The organism is Magnetospirillum sp. UT-4 (assembly GCF_902729435.1).
In the GTDB taxonomy this organism is placed as follows: Bacteria; Pseudomonadota; Alphaproteobacteria; order Rhodospirillales; family Magnetospirillaceae; genus Magnetospirillum.
Genome location: NZ_CACVCG010000057.1, coordinates 44,561 through 62,570 on the forward strand (window position 1 = coordinate 44,561; position 18,010 = coordinate 62,570).

Here is an 18,010-nt window from a genome sequence, read left to right on the forward strand (position 1 = left end):
TCACGCCTCGCCGGTATAGACCTTGTCCGCCCAGGTCAGGAACCGCCGCAGGCCCTCGTTGAGATCGACACTGGGTTCGAATTTCAGCTGCAGCCGGGCCTTGCGGATGTCCGGGCAGCGCCGGTTGGGCTCGTCGGCGGGGTAGGAATCGGGGTATTCGATGATGTTGTGCGCGACCTTGCGTCCCAGCACGGACTCGATGCGCTTGACCAACTCCAGCATCGAAATCTCGGGCTTGGGATTACCGATGTTGTAGGGCTCGCCGGGGACGCCCCGCAGTATCACCAGCAGGAAGCCGACCATCGCATCGGTGATGTAGCAGAAGGTCCGGGTTTGATTGCCCGAGCCGTAGATGTTCAGCGGCTGGCTGGCCTTGATGCGGTTGGCGAAATTGGGCAGCACCCGGTAGTCGGTCTCCTGCATGCCGGGGCCGAAGACGTTGAACGGGCGGATGGTATTGGTGGCGGTGCCGTGCTTCTCGTGGAAGATGTAGCACAGCGTTTCACCGACCCGCTTGCTTTCGTCATAGCACGCGCGCGGTCCCTGGGCCGACACGTTGCCGCGGTAGCTCTCCTGGGTCGGCACGTGCTTCGGATCGGGATCGCCGTAGATTTCGGAGGACGAGAAGAAGGTGAAGCGGGCCTGGTGGCACTGGGCCAGCTCCAGCATGTTGCGGGTGCCGCGGACCGCCACCTCCAGTGTTTCCAGCGGATAGGCGCGATAATAGAACGGGCTGGCGATGCCGGCGGCATGAATGACGTAGTGCAGCGGCCCTTCCCACTGGAAGGGCTCGATCACGTCGTGATTGACGAAGGTGACGTTGGGCAGGTCGGGAACCTCGGCCCCCTCCTTGCCGGCGGTGATCAGGTTGTCCAGCGCGACCAGGCGGCAGGGCTGCTCCAGCACGTGCTCGTTGAGATAGGCGAAGACGTCCATGAAGTAGCGGCCGAGAAAACCGCGACCGCCGGTCAGCAGCACCGTCTTGCCCGAGAAATCGCGCGAGGCCTCGCCCAGCCTCTGGGCGATCTCGGCGATGTCGGACTTGAGCAGGAATTCGGCCATGATTAGACCACCTCGAGTTTGGGCAAGGGAACGATGAACCGGCCACCGACGTCGCGGAAGGCCGAGTTCTTGGCGATGATGGAGGGCGCGAAGTTCCACGCCAGGACCAACAGGTAGTCGGGGCGGTGTTCGGCTATGGCGGCCGAGGACAGCACCGGGATGTGCAGGCCGGGCGTGTAGAGCCCCTGCTTGAGCGGGCTATCGTCGATGATGAAGTCGATGAAGTCGGCCCCCAGGCCGAAATGATGCATCAACGTGGTTGCCTTGGCCGGCGCGCCGAATCCCGCGATCCGCTTGCCCTCGGCCTTCAAGGCCAGCAGCAGTCCAGCCAGTTCGTTCTTCAGGTCGTTGATGTGCCCGGCAAAGGCGCGGTAGGTGTCGGCCCTCTCCAGGCCCATGGCCACCTCGACCGCCAGTGCCTCGGCCACCGAGGCCCCGACCGGCCGGTCGCCGCCCTTGAGCTGGGCCACCGCGCGCAGCGACCCCCCGTGCGAGGGCACCCGCATTGCCTCGATCAGCTCCAGCCCGTGCCGTTCCAGGAACCCGACGAGGGGGCGCACGGCATGATAGTCCAGATGTTCGTGGTAGATGGTGTCGAACAGTGTCTTTTCGATCACGTCGGCCAGGTAGGACACCTCGAACACGAACACGCCGGCGGGCGCGAGCAGGTCGCGCACCCCGTCGGCGACCCCGCCGAGATCGTCGATATGGGCGAAGACGTTGTTGGCGGTGACCACCGCCGCCGGTCCGCGCTCGGCGCGGATGGTGCTCGCCACGCCGGCGGTGAAGAAGCCGCAGCGGGTCTCGATCCCGGCTTCGGTGGCGCGGGCGGCGATCTCGCGCGCCGGGTCGATGCCCAGGACCCGGAATCCCGCCCGCCGGAAGAACGACAGCAATGTGCCGTCATTGGATCCGATGTCCACCACCAGGCCGCCGGGCTCGGGTCGGAAGCGGTCGATCACCTCGGCTGCGTAATCTTCGAAGTGCTTGACGAAAACCGGCGAGGTCCCAGAGACATAGACATAGTCCTCGAACAGCTCGCGGGGATCGACCACGTCGAGGAGCTGCAGGTGTCCGCAGCACTCGCAGTAGAAGACGTCGAGAGGAAAACTTTGCTGCGGCCGACCCTTCATGGCTTCGGTAACGAAGGCGTTGGCGGGCGGCGTCGGTTCGAGAGCGAACACCATCGACAACGCCTCGGAGCCGCACAGGCGGCAATCCGTGCGACGACGACAGGCGGCGTTGCCGGACACCACCGGCTCAGCCGACCGGGGGAAGGTGCGGAATACGCACCACGTCGGCCTCGTAGACCTCCTGCGAGCGGCTGTTGCGGCCGAAAGTCAAGAAGGTGGTGTCCTTGGTGAACACCATCGAATGATCCACCATGGGACCGGTGAAGAACATCGTCCCGGGACCGATCACCGTCTTGACCGGCGCCTGATCGCTGCCGGTCGGGCGTTCCCAGTACTCGATCTCACCGTCCAGAACATAGCAGTAGTGCCAGTCGGTCTGGTGATAATGGTTGGCCCGCACGGTGCCCTTCTTCGAACTGATCAGGACACAGGACTCCATGGGGACATCGACCAGTGGCTGGATCGATCCGCGCTCATCGACGAAGGGCTTTTCCAGCGGCACGACGACAGTCTTTGGCCATTCGGCCCTCTCTTCCGCCGTTACGGGTCGTATCTTCATCACTCGTGTCTCGATGTCGTTGGAAAGGCCGCGTGTGGCGTTCTTTTATCCTGCCCCTCGGGTGGCGGCAAGTGCCTTGCGTCGCCGGCCGAATGGCGCTTCACCGCCAGAATGAAGGCCTCGTGGTCGCGCAAGGGAATGAACGGGCGCTGGGTCCGGGCGTTGAGGACCAGGAACAGCAGCAGCAGCCCCGACAGCAGGGCCTGCACCAGGAACCCGGCCACCAGCGCGGCGATCTGCGACGTCCAGCCGAGCAGCGGGATGTCGGTGAACAGCTTCTCGAACAGCACCTGACCCAGGTACAGGGTGGCGAAGGCACCCAGCGACAGGGTCGCCAACACCACCCGCACCGCCACGGTCTCGGCGTGGACCGCCAGCCCGGACAATCCGTGGACCACCAGATTGACGATGTTCATGCTGCTGCGGCCGAGAACCCGCTTACCGCGGGCGGCGCCGATGCTGGTATAGGGCAGGCGCGCCTTCATCACTCCGGCCGGGAAGTGCAGACCGATCTCCCAAACCCCGGCCAGGCGCGGCATCAGGGCGCCGGGCACCACCGAAAAGTTGCCGATGGCGATGGGCATGCCAGTGAGCAGCTTATACAGCCGCTTGTAGGCGCCGTAGAGAAACTTGAACATCAAGCCGTCGTGGCGCTGGGTCCGCGCCGCGAAGGCGATCTTGCGCCCGCCGGCCTCGCGGGCGGCGTCCAGAAGGTCGGGAATGACCTCGGGCCGGTCCTCGTGGTCACAGTCCATCACGACCACCCAGTCGTCGCCGCAATGGACGGCAACCCAGCCGACCGCCACCGACAGCGCCCGCTGGTTGCCGAGATTGCGTACCAGGGTGAGCACCTCCAACGAGCGGATGACCCGCAAGTCCAGCCCGACCATCAAGTCGTCGGGCGGTGGCTCGGACGAGCCATCGTCCACCACCACCACCCGCACCGCGGCGGCGCGGTCGGCCAGCGCCGAATCCAGCAGCGGCAGCAGCGCCCGCAGCGACGGCCAGTCGTTGTACGATGCGGTAAGAACGGTCACGGTGGGAAGTGCGGTCATCATCCTTCCTGGCGGCGCGAGAAAACGGCCAACGGCCCACACTCGGCAGTCTGCCGGTAATGTTCAAGAATTTCCGCACCGTCGATGCGGATAGTGGCGGGATCGGCGATCAGTGTGGCGAAATATCCCGACCCGATCAGCCCGCCGACGCCGCCGCCCTCCATCGCCACCCCCGCGGCTCGGTCGAGAGGATAATTCCAGTGCAGCACGAAAGCCGGCTCGGACGGGACGAGCCAGGGCAGCGCCAGGGCCGGGCTGGTGACGTAGACCGGCCCCGGACGGGTGCCGATGCACCTGGCGGCGGCGACGGCGTTGTCGTGGAACGACCGCATCGAGACGTTGCCGGCAAGGCCGGCCAGGACCGCCGTGACCGCCGCACCGGTCCCCAGCCAGCCGAGACCGACCGTCCAGGCCACCTGCGGCGGAAGATCCCTGACATGGGCCAGCGCCGCCCAGACGAACAAAGCGAGATGGAACGAGGTGGTGAAGAAATAGTTCTCCGCCGCTCCCAGCTTGGCGCTGGCGACGCCCGCCATGACCGCCGACACGCCGATCCCCAGCGCCGGAAGCAGCAACTCCGGATGGCGCCCGATCCGGCGCCCGAGGATTGCCGCCGCCGCCGCGGCCCCGGCCAGGAGCGGCAGACATTTCACCGCGAAATTGGCCATGTTGCGCACCGCCGTGGCCGGATCCAGGATCACCTGGCTGCCGCCAAAGAAGACCATGCGGACATAGTCGGGCGGCCCCACGGCGATGGTGGCGCCCCACGCCGACACCATGGCGGCGGTGAGCAGGAACACCCCGGTCCAATCGCGGCGCGACAGCAGGAACAGCCCTACGGCCCCGGTTGAATAGACGAAGACCTGCTTCATGCCCCAGGCGCAATAGGCAAGCACCGCGAAGGCCAGCACCGCGCGGCGGGGCATCCTGCCGTACAGGTGCAGGAACACCAGCACCGAGGCGGCGTCGAAGGTCAACGCCCAAATGTCGGGCGCGGTGGCGATCGCCCAGAACCCCATCAATGGTCCCAGAAAGACCAGGACGAAGCCGGCGGCGCCAAGTGCCGCCGTGGCCGGCCGCGAGTGCGGTGCGACGCGACTGGCCAGCGCCCACGACAGCCCCAGCCCGCCCAGCGCCCCGGCCAGGGTGAACAGCTTGCACACCGCCGGAATCCAGGCGTCGCCCAGTCCCAGCAGGCCCAGCACCGTCCGCGCGAAACCGCCGTAAAGGGTATAGTAGATCCAGTTGTAATAGCTTCCCGCGAACGGGATGCGGGTCTGGTCGATGTAGACCGGTCGCCCGTGCACCGCCTTCCAGACGGCGAACAGCGATTCGAATTCGGCGCCACTGGTCAGCGCCTGGGGCGGCTCTGGGGTGGCGAAGACGAACCAGGCGCGGGCCGCCATCAGCACCACGCACGCCACCGACGCGGCGATACCGGCAACGAGTGCGAACCGCACCGCCGCGGTGGATTGGGTTCGAGCGTCGGCTTTGATCATATCACGGTGCGGGTGGCGACGGCGGGCTACCGTAAACCCGGCACGCCCAGCCGCGCAAGGACGACTCGCCCAGCCATTGGGCGACGGGGACGAAGAACCCCGTCTTGGCGCGCCCCAGCACCGCCGCCGGCAGGGCCGGGCGGGCCGAGGCGGCCATGTCCCGCTTGCCCGGCAGGGGGGTCATGGCCAGCACGGCCCGCAGCACCTCGACGTCCACCAGCGGCACCCGGATCTCCAGGGAATGGGCCATGCCGGCCCAGTCGGAATCGCGCAGCAACTGGTTACGCATGTAGAACGACATTTCCAGGGCCGAGACCTTCAGCCGCGGCGCGGCGATGCCCGCCACCGCGCCGTTCAGGGCCAGACGCGGCGCCAGCGCCCGCCAGCCGGCGCGGGCCATGTCGGGGTCCATCACCTGCGGCAGCTCCCATGGCATGAACAGACCGCGCCGCAGCAGATAGGCGTCGCCGTAGCGGGTGCCCAATTCCAGGATGCTTGCCGCCTTGGGGGGCGCGAACCGGGCGATCCACGGCGCCGAAACGACGCGGGCCAGCTTCCCCAGCCCGGGCAGCAGGCGCAGCGGCGCCAGCGCCGACACCATGCGCGGGATGTCCTGGAATGAATTGTAGCCGGCGAACAGCTCGTCGCCGCCCAGGCCGGAGAGCGCCACCTTCAGCCCGGCGGCGCGGGTGGCGCGGGCGACGAACCAGGTGTTGACCCCGTCCACCGAGGGCTGGTCCATGTCGGCCAGGATGCGATCCCGGCAGGCGGCGAAATCGGCGGCGGTGACGCGGGCGGTGGTGTGATCGGTGTCATAGTGCCGCGCCACCGCCTCGGCCAGCGGCACCTCGTCCTTGGCCGTGCCGGCGAATTCGTCGAAGCCCAGGGTCAGGGTGCGCACCCGGCCGCCGGCGCATTCGCTGGCCAGGGCGGCCAGGGTGGTGGAATCCAGCCCGGCCGACAGGAACACCCCCACCGGCACGTCGGCCTCCAGGTGGTGGTTCATGCTGTCCAGCAGCACCGCGCGCAAGCCGGGCGCCGGGCCGCCGCGCGGGTTGGCCAACTCGGCCCCGAGGTCGAAGAAGCGGCCTTCGGCCACATCGCCGCCGGCCCCCGCCCACAGCCAGGACCCGGCCGGCAGGGCGCGGATATGGCGATACAGGGTGTGCGGCTCGGGCACGTGGCCCCACAGGAAGAAGCCGGCATGGCCGGCCGGGTCGGGTTCGCTGTCGATGCCGCCGCCGGCCAGCAGCGCCTTGACCTGGCTGGCGGCGCGCAGGGTCTTGCCGTCATCGGCGACGTAGAGCGGCTTGATCCCCAGCTGGTCGCGGGCCAGCAGCATCCCCTGGCGGTCCTCGTCCCACAGGGCGAAGGCGAACATGCCGCGCAACAGGGGCAGCATGTCGCGCCCGTGGCGGCGATAGAGGGCCAGGATCACCTCGGTGTCGCTGCCCGAGCGGAAGGCCACGCCCTCGGCTTCCAGCCCGGCGCGCAGGGCGCGGTAATTGTAGATCTCGCCGTTGAACACGATGCGCAGGCGGCCGCAGGACGATGCCATGGGCTGGGCGCCGGACTCCGACAGCTCGATGATGGCGAGGCGGCGATGGGCCAGCCCGACCCGGCCCTCCGGCGCCAGCCACAGCCCGGCGCCGTCGGGTCCGCGCGCGACCATGGCGTCGCGGCTGCGGGTCAGGGCGGCGGCGTCCACCGGCGGGGCCATGGGGCGGGCGAGAACGGCGGCAAGGCCGCACATGATTGGGCTTTCCCGTTGGCGGTAGATGACCGTATATAGCCCGTGGTCGTGCCGAGGGGCAAATTCCAATGAAACAGGTCATCCAGAGCGCCCGCACCGGCAAGCTCGCGTTGAAAGAGGTGCCCGAGCCGCGCGTGAAGTCCGGCTGCGTCCTGGTGCGCACCCGCGCCTCGCTGATTTCCGCCGGCACCGAGCGGATGGTCATCGATTTCGCCAAGAAAAGCCTGGCCGGCAAGGCCAAGGAACGCCCCGACCTGGTGCGCAAGGTGCTGGACAAGGCCAAGCGCGACGGGGTGCTCTCCACCTTCAAGGCGGTGATGGCGCGCCTGGACGAGCCGCTGCCGCTGGGCTATTCCGCCGCCGGCGAGGTGGTGGCGGTGGGCGCCGGAATCGAGGGCCTGTTCCAGGTCGGCCAGCGCGTCGCCATGGCCGGGGCCGGGCTGGCCAACCACGCCGAACTCAACGTGGTGCCGCGCAATCTGGTCGCCGCCATCCCCGACGACGTCCCCTATGACCAGGCCTGCTTCGGCACCTTGGGCGCCATCGCCCTGGCCGGGGTCCGCAACACCCGCGTCCAGCTGGGCGACGTGGTGGTGGTCCTCGGTGTCGGTCTGGTCGGGCAGATGGCGGTGCAGCTGCTGAGCGTCGCCGGTGCCCGCGTCGTCGCCGTCGATGTCAACCCGGAACGACTGGCCCTGGCCGCCCGATCCGGCGCCGAGCTGACCTGGCGCCTGGGCGAAGCCGGCCTGGCGGAAGCGGTGTTCGCCCTGTCCGGCGGCCTGGGCGCCGATTCGGTGCTGGTGGCCGCCGCCACCGAGTCCTCGGAGCCGCTGGAGACCGCCGCCGCTTTGGCGCGCGACCGCGCCCGTATCGTGCTGGTGGGCAAGACCGGCACCGAGTTCTCCTACGCCGCCTTCATGAAGAAGGAACTGGAGCTGGTGGTGTCGCGCTCCTACGGCCCGGGCCGCTATGACGAGGATTTCGAGGGCCGCGGCCTGAAATACCCGGCCGGCTGGGTGCGCTGGACCGAGACCGAGAACCTGCGCGAATGCGTGCGGCTGATGAGCCCGTCCCTGGCCCATCGGCTGGATGTGGGCGCCCTGATCACCCACCGCTTCGCCTTCGACGCCGCCGAGACCGCCTATACCCTGGTCACCGAGGGCCATGAGCCGTCGCTGGGGGTGGTGCTGACCTATGCCGAATTCGCGCCGGCCCCGCCCCGCCCGGTCTTCGCCGCGCCCAAGGTGGCGCCCGGGACCTGCGGCCTGGGGGTCATCGGCGCCGGCAATTTCGCCCGCACCGTTCTGCTGCCGGAACTGAAGCGGGTCCCGGGCGTCGAGTTCCGCGCCATCTGCACCACCCGTGGCCAGACCGCCGAGCACGCGCAAGGGGCCTTCGCCTTCGCCCGGGCCACCACCAGCGTCGACGAGCTGCTGGCCGATCCCTCGGTCAACGCGGTGCTGGTGGCCACTCGCCATTCCAACCACGCCGAGCTGACCGCCCGCTGCCTCGAAGCCGGCAAGGCGGTGATCGTGGAAAAACCGCTGGCCCTGGACCGCGACCAGCTCAACCGGGTGATCCGGGCGCGCGAGGGCTCGGCCGGGTTCTTCACCATCGGCTTCAACCGCCGCTTCGCCCCCATGAGCCTCAAGGCCCGCGACCACCTCGCCCGCCATGCGGGGCCGAAGATGCTGGTGCTGCGGGTCAATGCCGGGGCGCTGCCCCCCGAAAGCTGGGTCAATGCCGCCGAGGAAGGGGGCGGGCGCATCCTGGGCGAGGTCTGCCACTTCGTCGATCTCGCCCGCATGCTTGTCGGCGGTCCCATCGCCTCCGTCCAGGCCGACGCCGCGGCGGTCAGCCATGGCGGCTGCGATGATCTCACCGTGACGCTGTCCTTCACCGATGGCAGCCTCGCCACCATCGTCTACACGGCGCTGGGCGATACCTCGTACTCCAAGGAACGCTTCGAGTGTTTCGCCGGCGGAACGGTCATCACCATCGACAATTTCCTGACCCTGACGGTGGCCCAGGGCGGAAAGTCCAAGGTCGAGAAGGCGCTGGGCCAGGACAAGGGCCACCGCGCCGAGCTGGAGGCCTTCGTCGCCGCCGTCAAGGGCGGGCCGCTTCCGGCCGACGAGGCGGAGCTGGTGGAAACCAGCCTGGCCACCATCGCCGTGCTCGACTCCTTGCGCGACGGCCGCCGCGTCAGCCTGGACGGCTGACCGTGATCGACGGCGCCGTCGCCCATGGCCTGCCGCTGGCGGTGGCCGCCGGCGCCCTGACGGTGCTGGCCACCCGCCGCGTGCTGGCCTGGCTGCACGCCCGCCAGATCCTCGACCATCCCAACGAACGCTCCAGCCACGCCCTTCCCACCCCGCGCGGCGGTGGGCTGGCGACCACGCCGGTGATGGCGGCGCTGGTGCTGGCCGCCGGCTGGGGCACGCCGCTGATGGTGCTGGGCCTGGGCGCGCTGGCCCTGCTGGGCATTTCCTGGTGGGACGACCGCGTTGGGCTGGCGCCGCTGCCGCGCCTGCTGTCCCACGCCGTCGCCGTGGCGGTCGGGCTGGCCCTGCTGCCGGGCGACGCGTTGGTGCTGGGCGGGGCGGTGCCGGTCTGGGCCGACCGGCTGCTGGCCGGGCTGGCGTGGCTGTGGTTCGTCAACCTCTACAATTTCATGGACGGCATCGACGGCATCACCGGCGTGGAGACCGTGTCGCTGGGGCTCGGCATCGCCCTGGTCGCGGGATCGCCGCTGGCGCCGCCTTCCCTGGTGGTGGCGGCGGTGGGCGGCGCCTTCCTGCTTTTCAACTGGCATCCGGCCAAACTGTTCCTGGGTGATTCCGGCAGCGTACCGTTCGGCTACGTGCTGGGCGGGCTGCTGCTGCAGCTGGCCTTGTCCGGCCATCTGGCCGCCGCCTTGATCCTGCCCGCCTATTACGTCGCCGATGCCACCATCACCATCAGCCGCCGCGCCCTGGCCGGCGAAAAGGTGTGGCAGGCCCACAGGAAGCATTTCTACCAGCGCGCCGTGCAGGGCGGCAAACGCCACGACCAGGTGGCCGGGCTGGTGGCCAGCGGCAATGCCCTGCTGATCGCCTGCGCGCTGCTGGCGTCGTCGGGGCGGACGTGGGAGGGCGTCGCCGGAGCCCTGCTGGTCACCGCCGCCATGCTGGCGGTGATGCAGGTTTGGTCGCGCCGGAGGCCGGCATGAGGGTTCTGGTCACCGGTGCCACCGGCTTCGTCGGCCCCGCCATCTGCCGCGCCTTGGCGGCGCGGGGGCATCAGGTGGTGGCGGCGGCACGGCGGCCGGTCCCGGACCTGGAGACCCGGCTGGTGGGCGATCTCGGCCCCGATACACAGTGGAGCGCGGCGCTGGAGGGGTGCGAGGCGGTGGTCCACCTGGCCGCCCGCGCCCATGTCATGGACGAGAGCGAAGCCGACCCCTTGGCGGTGTTCCGCCGGATCAATTGCGACGGCACCCTGCGTCTGGCCGAGCAGGCCGAGGCGGCCGGGGTGCGGCGCTTCCTGTTCATGAGCTCCATCAAGGTCAACGGCGAGGCCACCGCCCCTGGCCGCCCCTTCCGCGCCGACGATCCGCCGGCCCCCGTCGATCCCTACGGCATCGCCAAGGCCGAGGCCGAGGCCGGGCTGGCGGCCCTGGGCGGGTCCATGGCGGTGGTGATCCTGCGTCCGCCGCTGGTCCACGGCCCCGGCGCCAAGGGTAATCTGGCGGCGCTGATGCGGGTGCTGGCCCGCGGCTGGCCGCTGCCGCTGGGGGCCGTCGACAATCGCCGCTCGCTGGTCGGCCTCGACAATCTGGCCGATGCCGCCGGCTTCCTGCTGGACTCCGACGCCACCGGCCCGGTCCTGGTGCGCGACGGCGAGGATGTTTCGACATCGCAACTGATGCGTCTGCTGGCCGCCGGCCTGGGCGTGCGGCCGCGCCTGCTGCCGGTTCCGCCGGCCCTGCTGCGGCTGGGCGGCGCCGGTCTCGGCCGCGGCGCGGCGGTGGCGCGCCTGCTGGGGTCGTTGACAGTGGACGATGCCCCCCTGCGGGCCTTAGGCTGGCAGCCGCCGCTTTCCCTTGCCGCGGGCCTCGCCCGCATGACCGCCGTGTTCCGAGAGAGGTCATGACCACCATTCCCGACAGCGTCATCCCCGTCATCCTGTCCGGCGGCGCCGGCACCCGTCTGTGGCCGCTGTCGCGGGAACTGCGCCCCAAGCAGCTGCTGCCCCTGGCCGGCGAACAGACCCTGCTTCAGCAGACCGTCGAGCGGGTGCCCGGCCGCCCGGTGGTGGTGTGCAACCAGGAGCACCGCTTCATTGTCGCCGAGCAGCTGCGCGAGATGGGACGCGAGCCCCGGGGCATCGTCATCGAGCCGGTCGGGCGCAACACCGCGCCGGCGGCGGCGGTGGCCGCCATCCTGGCCGAGGCCGAGCCCGACGCGTTGCTGCTGGTGATGCCGTCCGACCACCAGATCCGCGATCTCGATGCCTTCCGCCGCGCCGTGGCGGCGGCGGTACCGCTGGCCCGCGACGGCCGCCTGGTGACCTTCGGCATCCAGCCCACCGAGCCCCATACCGGCTACGGCTACATCAAGCGCGGCCCCGGCCTCGGCGACGGTTTCGCGGTGGAGCGCTTCGTCGAGAAGCCCGACCGCGCCACCGCCGAAGGTTATGTGGCCGGGGGCGATCACTACTGGAACAGCGGCATCTTCCTGTTTCCCGCCCGGCTGTATCTGGACGAGCTGGGCCGGCGCGAACCGGAGATGGTGGAGCGGTCCCGCGCCGCCCTGGCCGAGGGATCGGGCGATCTGTTCTTCTTCCGCCTGGCCGAGGCGCCCTTCGCCGCCATCCGCGGCCAAAGCATCGACTACGCGGTGATGGAGCACACCGACCGCGCCGCCGTCATGCCGGTGGACATGGGGTGGTCGGACATCGGCTCGTGGACCGCCCTGTGGCAGCAGACCGGCCCCGATGCCGAGGGCAACGTGCTGGTGGGCGACGTGCTGGCCATCGACACCGCCGGGTCCTATGTCCGCAGCGACCATCACCTGGTGGCGACCCTGGGGGTGCGCGACCTGGTGGTGGTGGCCACCGACGACGCCGTGCTGGTGGCCGACAAGGCCCATGACCAGGACGTCAAGAAGATCGTCGAGACCCTGAAGGCCAGGGGCCGGGCCGAGGCCCAGGCCGGCACCCGGACCTGGCGGCCCTGGGGCTGGTTCCAGACCATCGACGACGGCTACCGCTACCGGGTCAAGCACATCGGCGTCAATCCGGGGGCCAAGCTCTCCCTGCAGAAGCACTGGCACCGCTCGGAGCATTGGGTGGTGGTCACCGGCACCGCCCAGGTCACCTGCGGCACCGAGACCTTCATCCTGCGCGAGAACGAATCCACCTTCATCCCGGCCGGGACCGTGCATCGCCTGGAGAATCCGGGCCGGGTGATGCTCAGGATGATCGAGGTGCAGTCGGGCGAGTATGTGGGCGAGGACGACATCGTCCGCATCGAGGACGAATACGGACGGTGACGGCATGAAGGCCCTGATCATCGGCGTTTCCGGTCAGGACGGCGCCTATCTCGCCCGCCATCTGGCGGGGTTGGGGATGGGTGTCTGGGGCACCTCGCGGCGGCCGGCGGCCGAGGCGCGCGACAGCCTCGACCGGCTGGGGGTGGCGCCCGAGCTGGTCCGGCTGGACCCCGCCGATCCCGCGGCGGTGCGGGCACTGCTTGCCGATCTGCGCCCCGACCAGATCTATCTGCTGTCGGCGCAAAGCTCGGTCTCGGTGTCGTTCGAGCGTCCGGCCGAAACCATCGCCAGCATCGTCGCCCCGACGGTGGCGGTGCTGGAGGCCATGCGCACCGACCTGCCCGCCGCCCGCCTGTTCCATGCGGGATCGTCCGAATGCTTCGGCACCGTCGATGCGCCGTGCGGCCCGAACTCGCCGTTCTTTCCGCCCAGCCCCTATGCGGTGGCCAAGGCCGCCGCCACTTGGACGGTGACCAATTACCGCCAGGCCTATGGGCTGTTCGCGGTGACCGGCATCCTGTTCAACCACGAATCGCCGCTGCATGCGCCGCGTTACGTCAGCCGCAAGATCGTCATCACCGCCGCCCGCATCGCCGGCGGCTCGGGCGAGCGTCTGTCTCTGGGCAACCTGGACGTCGCCCGCGACTGGGGCTGGGCACCGGAAATCGTGGTGGGGATGCAGCGGATGCTGGGGATGGAGCGGCCCGAGGACCTGGTCATCGCCACCGGCCACACCGCCACCCTGCGCGCCTATCTGGACGAGGCGTTCTCGTCCTTCGGCCTCGACTGGCGCGACCATGTGGATGCCTCGGCCGGGCTGGTGCGGCCGACCGACGTCACCTGCAGCATGGCCGACGTGCGGCGCACAACCGAGGTGCTGGACTGGCGGGCCGAGACCGCCATGCCCGGAATCGTCCGCCGCCTGATCGAACACGAGGCGACGGGCAATCTGTTCTGATCACTGCCGGCGGCCGGCGGCCTTGAGGTCGGCTTCCATCATCTCGGCCACCAGCTCCTGGAAGCTGATGGTGTGGCTCCAGCCCAGCACCGAGCGGGCCTTGGCCGGATCGCCCAGCAGCAGGTCGACTTCGGTGGGGCGGAAGTACTTGGGGTCGATCTCCACCAGCACGCGGCCGGTCTTGGCATCGACGCCCTGCTCCTCGACTCCCGAGCCCCGCCATTCCAGGTCGATACCCACATGGCGGAAGGCCAACTCGACGAATTCGCGCACGCTGTGGGCCTCGCCGGTGGCCAGCACGAAGTCATCGGGCTTGTCCTGCTGCATCATCATCCACATGCCGCGGACATAGTCGCGGGCGTGGCCCCAGTCGCGCTTGGCGTCGATGTTGCCGAGGAACAGCTTCTGCTGGCGGCCGCCGATGATGGCGGCGACGGCGCGGGTGATCTTGCGGGTGACGAAGGTCTCGCCGCGGATCGGCCCCTCGTGGTTGAACAGGATGCCGTTGGAGGCGTGGAAACCATAGGCCTCGCGGTAGTTCACGGTGATCCAGTAGGCATACAGCTTGGCCGCCGCATAGGGGCTGCGCGGATAGAACGGGGTGGTCTCGCGCTGGGGCGTCTCCTGGACCTTGCCGAACAGCTCGGAGGTGGAGGCCTGGTAGAACCGCACCCTGTCGCCCATGCCGAGGATGCGGATCGCCTCCAGCAGGCGCAGGGTGCCGATGGCGTCGGCGTTGGCAGTGTATTCCGGGGTCTCGAAGCTGACCTGCACGTGGCTCTGGGCGGCCAGGTTGTAGATCTCGTCCGGCTGGGTCTCCTGGATCACCCGCACCAGGTTGGTGGCGTCGGTGAGATCACCGTAATGCAGGGTCAGCGGCCGCCCCGATTCGTGCGGGTCGTGGTAGAGGTGATCGACCCGGCCGGTGTTGAACGACGACGACCGTCGGCGCAGACCGTGCACCACATAGCCCTTCTCGAGCAGCAGTTCGGCGAGGTGGGCACCGTCCTGACCGGTGATGCCGGTGATCAGGGCAACTCTCTGGGACATCCGCAATGCGCCTTGTGACAACAGTGTCGCGAAGGGTTATGGGAGCGCGCCGCAAATGTCAACTGAGGCCGGCCACCCGCTTGCGCGCCACCACCAGGACCACGTCGCCGAAGCTCACCGGGATCACCCAGCTCTTGGGGAACAGGCGGCCGAATCCGGCGGCGGCCCGGCCCAGGACCCCGGGCAGCAGCGCCGCCGCCTTCTCCCACAGATAGGGGACGGTGGCGTAATGGCGGTAATCCTCGAGCATCAGCACCTCGAAGCCCGATTGCTCGAGCCAGCGGCGCAGCAGCGGGCGGGTGAAGTAGAAGATGTGCATGTCCATCAGCCACGGCCAGCGTCGCCCCAGCAGGCGGGCGAAATCCGAGCCGGCGTCCAGGGTGGACAGCGCCACCACGCCGCCGTCCTTCAGCAGGCGGTTGATCTGGGCGAGATACCCCAGGGGGTCGGCGACATGTTCCAGCACGTCCCAGGTGGTGACCACGTCGTAGGGCGGCTTCAGCGCGGTGGCGGCGCTGTCCAGGGTGCCCTGGTGGACGGTGACGCCCACCTGCTCGGCGGCCATGCGCGACGCCCAGCGCGACGGATCGACCCCTTCGGCGTCCCAGCCGCGCCGTTTCGCCTCGGCGACGAACAGGCCGCAATAGGCGCCGACGTCCAGCAGCGCGCCGGATTTGGGCAGGTGCGGCGCGATGCGGTCGAAGGTGAAGGCGAAGTTGACCTCGCGGGCGGCCCGGTTGGCCAGGTACAGCGGGTCCTCGACATCGGCGTACAAATCCGCCAGCTGCGGCGGCTGGTCCGCCGCCGGCACCTGCATCAGCCCGCATTGCAGGCACAGGACCACGCGCGGGGTGCTGGAATGGCCCATGCTGGAGCAGCGGAAGGTGTCGGCCTCGGTCGAGGCGCGGGACTCGCTGGGGGCATGCACCTGGTTCAGGTAGGTCGAGCCGCAGGCGTAGCAGCGGCCCTCGACCTCGGGCGCCGCCACGAATTCCTTGCTGCCGAACCAGGACGAGGCGGTCAGCCGCAGCAGCTTGGCGACACCGTTGATGATTTCCCATTTCGGGATCTTGGACACCCCGGAATGGCGGTCGCGGAACTGGATCGGCACCTCCCGCATGCGGAAGCCGGCGCGGTGCAGCCGGAACACCGTCTCCATGAAATAGGAATAGCCCTGGGCCTTCAGCTTGGCGCAGCGGCGCGAGCGCAGCATGGCGACGCGGAAGGCCCGGAACGAGGTGGTGAACTCGTGCACCGGCACCCGCAGCAGGGTGTAGGCCAGCGTGTTGGCGCAGACGCTGAGGAACTTGCGGTAGCCCTCGTAATCGCTGGAGCCGCCGGCCGCGTAGCGCGAGCCGATGACGAAATCCGAGTCCTCCAGCGCCGCCAGCAGGGCCGGGATTTCGGCCGGATCGTGCGACAGGTCGGCATCCATGGTGACCAGGCGGTCGTAATCGTGCTGGACGGCATGGACCATGGCCAGCTGGTGGGCGGTGCCCAGGCCCAGCTTGCCGGGGCGGTGGACCACGTGCAGGCGCGGATTGGCGGCGGCCATCTCGTCGAGATGCCGACCGGTGCCGTCGGGCGAATTGTCATCGACCACCAGCACTTCGAACTCGGGATCGAGGGCGAAGATGCGTCCCAGCAGCAGATCGATGTTGGTGCGCTCGTTGTAGGTGGCGGTGAAGATCAGCGTTTTCTGGGCGGCCATGCTTGGACTTTCACACGCCGGCGCCGATGGCCGGCGCGCTTTTCGTTCGGCGCGGTAGGTTTAGCACCCGGTTCCGGTGATGGCAAAAGCCATTATCCCGCCGTCCGGATGTTGGTCTGGATCAGCTTCAGCGCGCCCTTCGCCTTGGACAGGAACTGGTGGCGCGAGCGGGTCTGGAAGACGCTGCGGGCGATGTAGCGCGGCCGGAAGTAGAAGCGCCGATAGGCCCATTTCTGCAGCTTCGCCAGGGCCTGGTGATCCAGGTGCTGGTGCCAGTGATCGACCACGAAGCCCTTGGTCGGGTTGCGGGCGAATTCCTGCCAGCGCCCCTCGGCCACCACCCCGGCGGCGACCGCCTGGTCGTAGATCTCGGTATTGGGATAGAGCTTGAGGATCGAGACCTGGGCGTAGTCGGGGTCGAGCCCGACAAGGAAGTCGATGTTGCGCTTGACGTCGGCCACCGTCTTCTCGAACGGCAGGCCGATGATGTAATCGGCCACGGTGAGGATGCCGAACTCGCGGCACCACTTGAAGGCGTCCCTCACCTTCTGGGTGTTGGTGCCCTTGCGCAGGTGCTTGAGGCCCTCGTCCGAGCCGGTCTCGACGCCGAACGAGATCATGCGCAGGCCGCTGGCCTTGGCGCGCCGCAGCGATTCGCGGGTGACCATGTTGACGCGGCCGCGGAAATCCCAGGTGATCCTCAGGCCCCGGCGGTCCAACTCGTCGCAGAAGGCGATGACCTTCTTGTCGTTGATGTTGAACAGGTCGTCGTAGAAGCGGAATTCCTTGTAGCCCATGGCCAGGCACTGCTCGATCTCGTCGCAGACGGCGGCCGGGCTGCGCTCGCGGTAGCTCTTGATCGGCACGTCGCAGAAGGTGCAGCGGTACGGGCAGCCGCGCGACGAGATGATGGTGGCGAGGTCGTCGCTGGAGCCGATGATGTTGTAATATTTGTTCTGGCGGATGTACTTGCGGTCCACCACCGGCAGCGCGTCGATGTCGTCCACATAGGCGGCGGGCACCGAGACGCGGGCCAGGAACCGCTTGTCGGTGGTCGGATTGGCCAGGAACGGCTTGATGGAGTCGCGGGTGTAGACACCGCGGATATGGGTGAAATCCGCGCCCTTCTCCAGGCACTTCACCAGTTCGGTGAACACGATCTCGCCCTCGCCGACGACGATGCTGTCGAACAGGGGAAGCTCGGACGCCTCCTTGGGGTAGGCGATGGGATGGTGGCCGCCCAGGCACAGGTGAACGGCCGGGTTCACCTCGCGGCACATCCCGGCGACCTTCATCACATCGACCAGGCCGATGGTGAAGGAGGTGATGCCGACCACATCGGGGCGCACCTCCTCGATGTAACGGCGAAGTTCCGGATAGCGTGTGCGTTCGGCGACGCAGTCCTTGAAATAGAATTGATGGCCCTGGGTGTTCTGTTCCAGATAGGTCAGAACGTAGAGCGCGCCAAGTGGCGGGAACGCTCCGAAGGAGTCCGCTTCAAGGAACTCCTCACCCTGCTCGTCGGGATTTTCAATAACCGTATTTTCGGCAGGGGGATTGATGATAAGAATGCGCATGTCTTGCTCTGGGCATCTACTCGTTGCAATGCACATTAACGCAACCGTGTTCGGCTTGTCGAGAATCCCGGGAAGTGGCATTGTCCGGCTTTCTCCGGGGCAACGCCAACGCTCCGGTC

The 18,010-nt window shown here is 68.6% G+C and carries 14 protein-coding genes; 5 read left to right on the forward strand and 9 right to left on the reverse strand.

The features are described from left to right. The 6 genes from MTBUT4_RS09310 to asnB are packed head-to-tail and all read right to left on the reverse strand — an operon-like array spanning position 1 to position 7,061. Positions 1–1,062 (reverse strand): NAD-dependent epimerase/dehydratase family protein, encoded by a 1,062-nt coding sequence (locus MTBUT4_RS09310; RefSeq protein ID WP_173979410.1) that lies wholly within the window; start codon positions 1,060–1,062, stop codon positions 1–3. Between the two features lie 2 nt (positions 1,063–1,064). Continuing rightward, the gene (locus MTBUT4_RS09315) at positions 1,065–2,318 is read right to left on the reverse strand and encodes a methyltransferase domain-containing protein (protein ID WP_371737739.1); all 1,254 of its coding nucleotides are present in this window, start codon (positions 2,316–2,318) and stop codon (positions 1,065–1,067) included. Positions 2,319–2,322: 4 nt separating this feature from the next. Further along, positions 2,323–2,754 carry a cupin domain-containing protein gene (locus tag MTBUT4_RS09320; protein WP_173979412.1) on the reverse strand — a complete coding sequence of 144 codons (432 nt, stop codon included), beginning with the start codon at positions 2,752–2,754 and terminating at the stop codon, positions 2,323–2,325. Then, complete coding sequence (locus tag MTBUT4_RS09325) at positions 2,754–3,809, reverse strand: glycosyltransferase (protein WP_173979413.1); 1,056 nt, start codon at positions 3,807–3,809, stop codon at positions 2,754–2,756. Before MTBUT4_RS09325 ends, MTBUT4_RS09320 begins: the two co-directional genes overlap by 1 nt. Continuing rightward, a complete protein-coding gene (locus tag MTBUT4_RS09330) occupies positions 3,809–5,308 on the reverse strand; it encodes a hypothetical protein (protein WP_173979414.1) in 1,500 nt (499 codons plus the stop codon). The genes MTBUT4_RS09325 and MTBUT4_RS09330 overlap by 1 nt, the downstream gene beginning before the upstream one ends. 1 nt (position 5,309) lies before the next feature. Next, the gene (gene asnB, locus MTBUT4_RS09335; RefSeq protein WP_173979415.1) at positions 5,310–7,061 is read right to left on the reverse strand and encodes an asparagine synthase (glutamine-hydrolyzing); all 1,752 of its coding nucleotides are present in this window, start codon (positions 7,059–7,061) and stop codon (positions 5,310–5,312) included. A gap of 68 nt (positions 7,062–7,129) precedes the next feature. On the opposite strand from asnB, the gene MTBUT4_RS09340 reads away from it, so the two are divergent. From MTBUT4_RS09340 to MTBUT4_RS09360, 5 genes are read left to right on the forward strand one after another with little or no spacing between them, the layout of a single operon-like run. Next, positions 7,130–9,283, forward strand: coding sequence for a bi-domain-containing oxidoreductase (locus MTBUT4_RS09340; RefSeq protein WP_173979416.1), 2,154 nt, complete (start codon positions 7,130–7,132; stop codon positions 9,281–9,283). A gap of 2 nt (positions 9,284–9,285) precedes the next feature. Next, complete coding sequence (locus MTBUT4_RS09345) at positions 9,286–10,272, forward strand: glycosyltransferase family 4 protein (RefSeq protein WP_254434800.1); 987 nt, start codon at positions 9,286–9,288, stop codon at positions 10,270–10,272. Then, a complete protein-coding gene (locus MTBUT4_RS09350) occupies positions 10,269–11,195 on the forward strand; it encodes an NAD-dependent epimerase/dehydratase family protein (protein ID WP_173979417.1) in 927 nt (308 codons plus the stop codon). The genes MTBUT4_RS09345 and MTBUT4_RS09350 overlap by 4 nt, the downstream gene beginning before the upstream one ends. After that, a complete protein-coding gene (locus MTBUT4_RS09355; RefSeq protein ID WP_173979418.1) occupies positions 11,192–12,595 on the forward strand; it encodes a mannose-1-phosphate guanylyltransferase/mannose-6-phosphate isomerase in 1,404 nt (467 codons plus the stop codon). Before MTBUT4_RS09350 ends, MTBUT4_RS09355 begins: the two co-directional genes overlap by 4 nt. A 4-nt stretch (positions 12,596–12,599) precedes the next feature. Next, positions 12,600–13,553, forward strand: a complete 954-nt coding sequence (locus MTBUT4_RS09360) for a GDP-mannose 4,6-dehydratase (protein ID WP_173979419.1) — start codon at positions 12,600–12,602, stop codon at positions 13,551–13,553. Here the strand turns inward: MTBUT4_RS09360 and gmd are convergent, their stop codons facing one another. The 3 genes from gmd to MTBUT4_RS09375 all read right to left on the reverse strand — a co-directional run bounded on the left by gmd (position 13,554) and on the right by MTBUT4_RS09375 (position 17,891). Next, positions 13,554–14,603: a GDP-mannose 4,6-dehydratase gene (gmd, locus tag MTBUT4_RS09365; RefSeq protein WP_173979420.1), complete on the reverse strand. Its 1,050-nt coding sequence runs from the start codon at positions 14,601–14,603 to the stop codon at positions 13,554–13,556. A gap of 58 nt (positions 14,604–14,661) precedes the next feature. Then, positions 14,662–16,314, reverse strand: coding sequence for a methyltransferase domain-containing protein (locus tag MTBUT4_RS09370; protein WP_173979421.1), 1,653 nt, complete (start codon positions 16,312–16,314; stop codon positions 14,662–14,664). A 92-nt stretch (positions 16,315–16,406) separates the two neighbouring features. Further along, on the reverse strand, positions 16,407–17,891 hold the full coding sequence (locus MTBUT4_RS09375; RefSeq protein WP_173979422.1) for a B12-binding domain-containing radical SAM protein: 1,485 nt from the start codon (positions 17,889–17,891) through the stop codon (positions 16,407–16,409). Between the last annotated feature and the right edge of the window lie 119 nt (positions 17,892–18,010).

Coding starts and splice junctions, on each gene's coding strand:
- MTBUT4_RS09370 (WP_173979421.1), bottom strand. CDS start 16,314: ATGGCCGCCCAGAAAACGCTGATCTTCACCGCCACCTACAACGAGCGC.
- MTBUT4_RS09320 (WP_173979412.1), bottom strand. CDS start 2,754: ATGAAGATACGACCCGTAACGGCGGAAGAGAGGGCCGAATGGCCAAAG.
- MTBUT4_RS09310 (WP_173979410.1), bottom strand. CDS start 1,062: ATGGCCGAATTCCTGCTCAAGTCCGACATCGCCGAGATCGCCCAGAGG.
- MTBUT4_RS09330 (WP_173979414.1), bottom strand. CDS start 5,308: ATGATCAAAGCCGACGCTCGAACCCAATCCACCGCGGCGGTGCGGTTC.
- MTBUT4_RS09325 (WP_173979413.1), bottom strand. CDS start 3,809: ATGACCGCACTTCCCACCGTGACCGTTCTTACCGCATCGTACAACGAC.
- asnB (WP_173979415.1), bottom strand. CDS start 7,061: ATGTGCGGCCTTGCCGCCGTTCTCGCCCGCCCCATGGCCCCGCCGGTG.
- MTBUT4_RS09355 (WP_173979418.1), top strand. CDS start 11,192: ATGACCACCATTCCCGACAGCGTCATCCCCGTCATCCTGTCCGGCGGC.
- MTBUT4_RS09360 (WP_173979419.1), top strand. CDS start 12,600: ATGAAGGCCCTGATCATCGGCGTTTCCGGTCAGGACGGCGCCTATCTC.
- MTBUT4_RS09340 (WP_173979416.1), top strand. CDS start 7,130: ATGAAACAGGTCATCCAGAGCGCCCGCACCGGCAAGCTCGCGTTGAAA.
- MTBUT4_RS09375 (WP_173979422.1), bottom strand. CDS start 17,891: ATGCGCATTCTTATCATCAATCCCCCTGCCGAAAATACGGTTATTGAA.
- MTBUT4_RS09350 (WP_173979417.1), top strand. CDS start 10,269: ATGAGGGTTCTGGTCACCGGTGCCACCGGCTTCGTCGGCCCCGCCATC.
- gmd (WP_173979420.1), bottom strand. CDS start 14,603: ATGTCCCAGAGAGTTGCCCTGATCACCGGCATCACCGGTCAGGACGGT.